Source organism: Inquilinus sp. (assembly GCF_057815775.1).
Genome location: NZ_JBYRFX010000472.1, coordinates 1 through 7461, shown reverse-complemented (window position 1 = coordinate 7461; position 7461 = coordinate 1). Strand labels below are relative to the sequence as shown.

Here is a 7461-nt window from a genome sequence, read left to right as displayed (position 1 = left end):
CCCAGCGCCGCCGGCGGGATCAACTGCAGCAGGCTCTGGATCCCGCGCATCACCCCGGCGGGGCTGCGCCCGGCGATGCGAATGCCTGTGGCATCGATGGTCAGGGCGTGGGCCTCGCCGGTGTCTTCCGGCACCGCGGCGATCGGGTCCAGCTCCAGCCGGATCGTCGCGGCCCCTTGGCCGGACGCCAGGACCAGCCCGGTCAGGCCGCGCAGCCCGTCGCGCAACACCGTGGCCTCGCCCGCCAGCTCCGGAGCATGGGCCAGGGTCGCGGCGCGGTCGAGCCGGAACATTCCAGCGCCGATCTCCCACCGCCAAGGCCGTGGGGTCAGCGGCGCCAGCGCCTCCGGCGGCAGCGTCGCGACGGTACGGTTCTGGGCGAACAGCGTCGTCGGGGTCTCAGGCGGTGCCTCGTCCTCGGCCGAGCGGCGCCATTGCTCCGGGTCGGCCGGCAGGATGCGCTGGACGATGCCCGGGCGGGGCGGCAGGTCCCGGCCATCCGCGCCGGTCACGACCAGGAAGCAGACCGCCGGCAGGTCGGTGATCTGCGACAGCCAGCCGGCACAGGTCAGGTTCAGGCTGCAGCGTCCACCCGAGGGGGCATCGCCGGTGGGAGTGAGCCGCCAGAGATCGCCGTTCAGCCGCTCCAGCGCCAGGTCGCCGGTCACGGAGTCCGACGACACCGGATGCCAGAAATTGAAGTACAGCGCCCAGGCCGATCCGGCCGGGATGGGACCGGGATCGAGCCGCAGGCCGCACAGCGCGTGCCCGTCGGCTGGGCGGGCCAACACCTCCCAGGTCAGTGAAGGGGCGGTTGAATCCGTCATTCTCGGCCTCGATGCGTGGGAGGGGCCCTTGTCAGGCACAGGGTATTAAATCTAAATGATTTGACAATAGCTTCGAGGACTCCGGGATGCAGGGGGCCGCCCCCATGCGGCGCGCCGGCGCCAATCTGGAAGGGGCGAGCGCGCACAACCGCCGCGTCGTCTTCGACCTGCTGCGCCTAGCCGGCCCCCTGACGCGGGCGGATCTGGCGCGGCGCACCGGGCTGTCGTCACAGACCGTCTCCAACATCATCGAGGATTTCGCCGCCGCCGGCCTGGTCGAGACCGGCGACCGCATCGCCGGCGGCCGCGGCCAGCCGCCGACACCCTATCGCATCCGGCCCGGCGGCGGCCATGCCATCGGCCTGCATCTCGACCATCACGAGGTGCGCGGCGTGGTGGCGGACCTGTCCGGCGCCCCAGTCTGCCGGGCCAAGCGCTGGCTGCATGTCGGCGACGTGGCGGCCCGCAACGTCACCCTGGCCGATCTGGTCGACGAACTCGGCCGCGACCTCGCCGCGATCGACCCCACGGCCCCCGACCGGCTGCTCGGCATCGGCTTGGCCATGCCCGGGCCGTTCGGCCTGCCGCTGGGGTCGGTCGCCGGCCGGCACGCCGACTGGATCGAGTCGGCGACCGGTTTCGCCGCGGCGCTGAGCGAGCGCACCGGGCTGGTGGTGACGCTGGAGAACGACGCCCGGATGGCGGCGATCGGCGAGCGCATGGCCGGCGCCGCGCGGGGGCTGGAGAATTTCGTCCAGCTGTTCATCGGCCAGGGCCTCGGCGCCGGCATCGTCATCGAGGGCGAGGTGGTGCGCGGCGCCGCGCGCAATGCCGGCGAGATCGGCATGCTGCCGGCCGCCCTGTTCGGCGCGCCGCCACCGGCCGACCAGCCGGATGCGACGCTGGAGGAGCTGGTCTCGCTCTACGCCGTCGCCCGGCATCTCGGCCTCGACCCCGCCATGACCGACCTGCACGACCGGCTGGAGGGCATCCGCAAGAGCGATGCGCCGGCGCTGGCGGACTGGATTGTCGCGGCCGGCGACCGGCTGCGCCACGCCGTCCGGCTGCTCGAAACCCTGTTCGATCCGGAGGCGATCGTGCTGGGCGGCCAGTTCTCCGAACCGTTCCTGGCCCGGCTGGGCGCGGCGATGCTGCCGCCCTTGTCCTCGATCGCCGACCGGCCGGGCCGCGCCCAGCCGCGGATCATCATCGGCACCGCCGGGCCCTGGGCCGTCGCCATCGGCGCCGCGACCGAACCGATCGCCCGGACCTATGCGCCGCGCTTCCAGGCGTTGTTGAATCCAGTGGTCTAGTCCACAGTGCTTGACAAGCGGTTCGGGGTCGGGTCACGATTAATTCGAAATGAATGAATAAAGCGGTCGGAAACAGCTTTTGCCGGGGGGCATCATGCAATTCTGGAAAGCCACCGTTCTCGCCGCCCTCACGCTCGGTGCGCCGCTTCCGGCCTTCGCCGAGACGGTGCTGACCCTCCATCTGGAGGAACAGAGCGCCTGGGTGCGGAATTTCAACCCGTATAATCTCGGCTCGCGCCGCGCCAGCACGATCGACCTGATCTACGAGCCGCTGGTGATCTTCAACCCGTTCGAAGGCGGCAAGCCCTACTACCGGCTGGCCACCGCCCTCAGCTATTCCGACGATCTGAAATCGGTCACCTTCACCCTGCGCGACGGGGTGAAATGGTCGGACGGCCAGCCCTTCACCGCCGACGACGTGAAGTATTCGATCGACCTGGCGCGCGGCAACCCGGCGGTCGACGCCTATGGCATGGCCGATGCGGTGGACGGGGTCGATATCGTCGACCCGCACAAGGTCACCATCCGGCTGAAATCGGTCGACACCACTTTCCCCGAGACCCTCAGCGACGTGCCGATCGTGCCGAAGCACATCTGGTCCGCCATCCCGGATCCGATCGCCACCGCCAATGAGAACCCGGTCGGCACCGGCCCGATGACGGAGGTCCGGCGCTTCACCACCCAGGTCTATGAGCAGTGCCGCAACCCGAACTACTGGGACGCCGCCTCACTCAAGATCGACTGTCTGAAGTTCCCGCAGATCTCCGGCAACGACCAGACCCTGGCGATCGCGCAGAGCGGTGAGCTCGACTGGTTCGGCTCGTTCCTGCCGGACATCGAGAAGACCTATGTGTCGTTCGACCCGGCGCACAACCACTACTGGCAGCCGCCGGCCGAGACCGTCTCGCTGATGTTCAACCTGAAGACGGAGAACGCGGGCAACCGCGAGGCGTTCAACGACCTGGCCTTCCGCCGCGCCGTCAGCCTGGCGATGGACCGGAACGCCATGGTCACCGTCGCCGGCTACGGCTACCCCGTGGCGAACGCCCATGCCAGCGGCCTGCCGCCGCGCTTCGAGGTCTGGCGCAGCAAGACCGATTCGGCGCAGTGGGACGCCTATATGGGCTACGACATCGACAAGGCGAAGGCGCTGCTGGACGAGGCCGGCTACAAGCCGGGCGCCGACGGCATGCGCACCACGCCCTCGGGCAAGCCGATCTCGTTCAAGATCCTGGTGCCGAACGGCTGGACCGACTGGATCGACGATAGCCAGATCGCGCTGGAGGGGCTGCGCGCCCTCGGCATCGACGCCGGGGTCGAGACGCCGGAGCTGGAGCAGCGGTCGACCGCGATGATCGGCGGCGCGTTCGATGCCGGGCTGGGCTCGACCTTGGATGGGGCGACGCCGTTCAAGTTCTACAACGACACCTACAATTCGAAGAGCGGCGGCCGGGTCGAAGGCGGCTCCGCCCGCTACGCCAACCCCGATCTCGACGCGGCGCTGGCGGAATTCCGCACCACCACCGACAGCGCGAAACAGCATGAGCTGATGAGCAAGGTGCAGGACATCGTGTCGGCCGACCTGCCGGTCATCCCGCTGTTCAACAACCCGACCTGGTACCAGTACTCGACCAAGCGCTTCACCGGCTGGGCGACGCCGGACGACCCCTTCGCGGTGCCGGAAAACCATGACGGCGTCCACACCCGCATCCTGCACCTGCTGCATCTGCGCCCGGTGGAGTAGGGCGGGGGAGCCTGATGCGCGAGGCCCTGGCAGGCCGTTCATTTTCACGGTCATGCGGCTCGGGTCTCGTTCGCCGCCACAGTCCAACAGCAGGGGCCATCGCATGCGCGTTCCGTACCGCCGGCTGCTGATCTACGCCATCGCCTTCGCGGTCGCGATCGTGATGAACTTCCTGCTGCCGCGGCTCATGCCGGGCAGCCCGGTCGAGGCGATGATCGCCCAGTTCGGCAAGCGCGCGACCCCGGCGATGATCGAGGCGATCAAGATGCGCTTCGGCCAGTCCGATGCCTCGCTGCTCGACCAGTTCTGGGAATACCTCAAGGGCATCGCCAGCCTCGATCTCGGCGTCTCGACCAAATACTATCCCCAGACGGTGCTCGAGGTGCTGGGCCGGTCGATCGGCTGGACCCTGCTGCTGGTGACGACCTCGATCGCGTTCAGCTTCGCGCTCGGCAGCCTGATCGGCACCGTCGCCGCCTGGCGCCGCGGCAGCCGGTTCGACGCGGTGATGTCGCCGCTGGCGGTGGTGCTGCTGGCGCTGCCGCCGGTGGTGATCGCGCTCTGCGCCTTGTTCCTGTTCGGCGTCAGCCTGCGCTGGCTGCCGCTCGGCTATGCCTGGGACCCGGCGATGGACCCGGGCTTCTCCCTCGCCTTCCTCGGCAGCGTCGCCTGGCACGCCATCCTGCCGGTGGCCACCCTGTCGGTGTTTCTGGTCGGCGACTTCCAGGCGACGATGCGCAACAACATGATCTCGGTGCTGGGCGAGGACTACATCACCATGGCCCGGGCCAAGGGCCTGAGCGAGACCACGGTCATGTTCAGCTATGCCGCGCGCAACGCCGTGCTGCCGAACTTGACCAGCCTGGCCCTGGCACTGGGCAGCGTGTTCGGCGGCTCCGTCGTCACCGAGATCGTGTTCAACTACCCCGGCCTCGGCCTCACCCTGTTCCAGGCCGCGATCTCGCGCGACTATCCGGTGATCCAGGGTCAGCTGCTGATCATGACGGTGGCGACGCTGGCGGCCAACCTGGCGGTCGATTTCGCCTATCTCTGGCTCGATCCCCGGCTGCGGGACCAGGCGGCATGACCGGCCTCTTCCATCTGCTGTGGCGGCAGAAGAAGGCGATGGTCGGCGTCGTCATCGTCCTGGCCTTCGTGCTGATCGCGCTGCTCGCCCCGCTGATCGCGCCCTACGACCCGACCGGCCGGGTCGGCCGGCCGCATGAGGCGCCCAGCGCCGAACACCTGCTGGGCACCACCCGGGTCGGGCGCGACGTGCTCAGCCAGGTGGTGTGGGGCGCCCGCACCTCGCTGCTGGTCGGCTTCGCCGGCGGCATCGTCATCACCGCGATCGGCACCGCGATCGGGCTGATCGGCGGCTATCGCGGCGGCCGGGTGGACGAGGTGCTGGACCTCGCCACCAACGTCGTGCTGGTGATCCCGAACCTGCCGCTCTTGATCGTGCTGGCCGCCTTCCTCGGCCAGGCCGGGATCGGCGCCGTCATCGCCATCGTCGCCCTGACCTCCTGGCCCTGGGGCGCGCGTGTGACGCGGGCCCAGACCCTGGCGCTGCGCCACCGCGAATTCGTGCTGGCCGCCAGGCTGGTGGGGGAGCCGACCTGGCGTATCGTCGGGGTCGAGATCCTGCCCAACCTGGCCTCGATCATCGGCATCAACCTGGTCGGCAGCATCATCTATGCCGTGGTCGCCCAGGTGACGCTGGAATATCTCGGCTTCGGCGACCCGCTCGGCGTCTCCTGGGGTCGCATGCTGTACAACGCGCAGAACTCCTCGGCGATCACGGTCGGGGCGTGGTGGGACATCCTGACCCCCTGCGCCGCCATCGCCCTGTTCGGCCTCGGCCTGGCCCTGATCAACTTCACCCTGGACGAGGTGGCGAACCCGCAGCTGCGCTCCGGCCCGGCGCTGACTCGCTGGCTGCGCCTGGTCGACCGCCGGCGGCGCGAGAGGAAGCCGGCATGACCGCGCCGCTGCTGGAGGTGCGCGACCTCGTCGTCGAGTACCTGCTCGACACCGGCTCCTTCGTCGCGGTCGACCATGTCTCCTTCGAGATCGGCCGCGGCGAGATCTTCGGCCTGGCCGGCGAATCCGGCTGCGGCAAGAGCACCATCGCCTATGCCATCACCCAGCTGCCGCGGCCGCCGGCCTGGGTGCGGCAGGGCGAGATCCGCTTCGACGGCGCCGACCTGTTGCGGCTGGACGAGCCGGCGCTGCAGCGGCTGCGCTGGCGCCGCATCGGCATGGTGTTCCAGAGCGCGATGAACTCGCTGAACCCGCTGCTGCGGATCGAACGCCAGTTCTTCGACGTGCTGCACCGGCACACCGGCTGCAGCCGGGCCGAGGGGCGGGCGAAGGCCGAGGCGATGCTGCGGCTGGTCGGCATCGACCCGAAGCGGGTCGGCGACTATCCGCACCAGTTCTCCGGCGGCATGCGCCAGCGGCTGGTGATCGCCATCTGCCTGGCGCTGGAGCCGGATTTGATCATCATGGACGAGCCGACCACGGCGCTCGACGTCGTGGTCCAGCGCGAGATCCTGCAGCAGATCTGCGAGCTGCAGGAACGGCTCGGCTTCTCCGTCCTGTTCATCACCCATGATCTGCATCTGATGTCGCAATTCTGCGACCGCATCGCGGTGATGCTGGGCGGCCGGATCGTCGAGCAGGGGCCGGTCGACCAGATCACCCGGGCGCCGCAGCACGACTACACCCGCAAATTGTGGGAGGCGATCCCGCGTTTGCCGACCGCAATTGGGGTGAGTGCAGCAGAAGACATCACAGCCGAAGCACTGGCGGATGCGGTGCGGGAGCGGATGCCGTCATGACCGAAGCCGCCCTGCTTGAGCTTGACGGCGTCGGCATGCGCTTCGGTGCCGGCGACCATGCGGTGACCGCGCTGCGCGACGTGTCGTTCCGCCTCCAGCCCGGGCGGGCGATCGCGTTGGTCGGCGAATCCGGCTGCGGCAAGACCACCTGCGCCCGGCTGATCGCCGGCCTGTACCGGCCGACCGAGGGCGAGGTGCGGTTCCGCGGCCGCGACGTCACCGCCCAATCCGGCCGGGTGGGGGAGCTGGCCTATCGCCGCGCGGTGCAGATGATCTTCCAGGATCCCTTCGCCTCGCTGAATCCGGTGTTCAACGTCGCCCACCACTTGGCCCGGCCGGTCCGGCTGCACGGCCATGCGACGGCGGCAAAAGCGGTCGAGGCACGGGTGGCGGAGCTGCTGCGCTGGGTCGGCCTCGACCCCGACATCGCCGCGATCAAGTTCCCGCACCAGCTCAGCGGCGGCCAGCGCCAGCGGGTGAACATCGCCCGGGCCTTGGCGGTGGAACCTGAGATCCTGGTGGCGGACGAGCCGACCTCGATGCTCGACGTCTCGATCCGGCTCGACATCCTGCGCCTGCTGGCCGAGACCAAGGCCGCGCGCGGCCTGGCCATGCTGTACATCACCCACGACATCGCCACCGCGGCGCATGTGGCGGAGGAGATCGTGGTGATGTTCGCCGGCCAGATGGTGGAATGGGGCGACGCCGCCGTGGTGACCGGCGCGCCGCAGCAC

Annotated in this window: 7 protein-coding genes; 6 read left to right on the top strand and 1 reads right to left on the bottom strand. The window is 69.4% G+C overall.

Annotated features, from left to right (window positions below):
* Window positions 1-827: glycoside hydrolase family 20 zincin-like fold domain-containing protein (locus tag AC3XYG_RS16825; RefSeq protein ID WP_489141002.1), on the bottom strand; the 827-nt coding region annotated here is incomplete at its 3' end.
* Window positions 828-931: 104 nt separating this feature from the next.
* Between AC3XYG_RS16825 and AC3XYG_RS16820 the strand changes: the two genes are divergently transcribed.
* The 6 genes from AC3XYG_RS16820 to AC3XYG_RS16795 form a co-directional block, all read left to right on the top strand.
* Window positions 932-2140 carry an ROK family transcriptional regulator gene (locus AC3XYG_RS16820; RefSeq protein ID WP_489141001.1) on the top strand — a complete coding sequence of 403 codons (1209 nt, stop codon included), beginning with the start codon at window positions 932-934 and terminating at the stop codon, window positions 2138-2140.
* A 94-nt stretch (window positions 2141-2234) separates the two neighbouring features.
* Complete coding sequence (locus AC3XYG_RS16815) at window positions 2235-3884, top strand: ABC transporter substrate-binding protein (protein ID WP_489141000.1); 1650 nt, start codon at window positions 2235-2237, stop codon at window positions 3882-3884.
* A 103-nt stretch (window positions 3885-3987) separates the two neighbouring features.
* Window positions 3988-4971, top strand: coding sequence for an ABC transporter permease (locus AC3XYG_RS16810; protein ID WP_489140999.1), 984 nt, complete (start codon window positions 3988-3990; stop codon window positions 4969-4971).
* Window positions 4968-5867: an ABC transporter permease gene (locus tag AC3XYG_RS16805; RefSeq protein ID WP_489140998.1), complete on the top strand. Its 900-nt coding sequence runs from the start codon at window positions 4968-4970 to the stop codon at window positions 5865-5867. Before AC3XYG_RS16810 ends, AC3XYG_RS16805 begins: the two co-directional genes overlap by 4 nt.
* Window positions 5864-6727: an ABC transporter ATP-binding protein gene (locus tag AC3XYG_RS16800; RefSeq protein WP_489140997.1), complete on the top strand. Its 864-nt coding sequence runs from the start codon at window positions 5864-5866 to the stop codon at window positions 6725-6727. The genes AC3XYG_RS16805 and AC3XYG_RS16800 overlap by 4 nt, the downstream gene beginning before the upstream one ends.
* Window positions 6724-7461 (top strand): ABC transporter ATP-binding protein (locus tag AC3XYG_RS16795; protein ID WP_489140996.1); only part of this gene is annotated, 738 nt, incomplete at its 3' end. The genes AC3XYG_RS16800 and AC3XYG_RS16795, both read left to right, overlap by 4 nt.

Excerpts from the sequence above, each read along its gene's own strand:
- AC3XYG_RS16805 (WP_489140998.1), top strand. The coding sequence starts at position 4,968 with ATGACCGGCCTCTTCCATCTGCTGTGGCGGCAGAAGAAGGCGATGGTC.
- AC3XYG_RS16815 (WP_489141000.1), top strand. The coding sequence starts at position 2,235 with ATGCAATTCTGGAAAGCCACCGTTCTCGCCGCCCTCACGCTCGGTGCG.
- AC3XYG_RS16810 (WP_489140999.1), top strand. The coding sequence starts at position 3,988 with ATGCGCGTTCCGTACCGCCGGCTGCTGATCTACGCCATCGCCTTCGCG.
- AC3XYG_RS16820 (WP_489141001.1), top strand. The coding sequence starts at position 932 with ATGCGGCGCGCCGGCGCCAATCTGGAAGGGGCGAGCGCGCACAACCGC.
- AC3XYG_RS16800 (WP_489140997.1), top strand. The coding sequence starts at position 5,864 with ATGACCGCGCCGCTGCTGGAGGTGCGCGACCTCGTCGTCGAGTACCTG.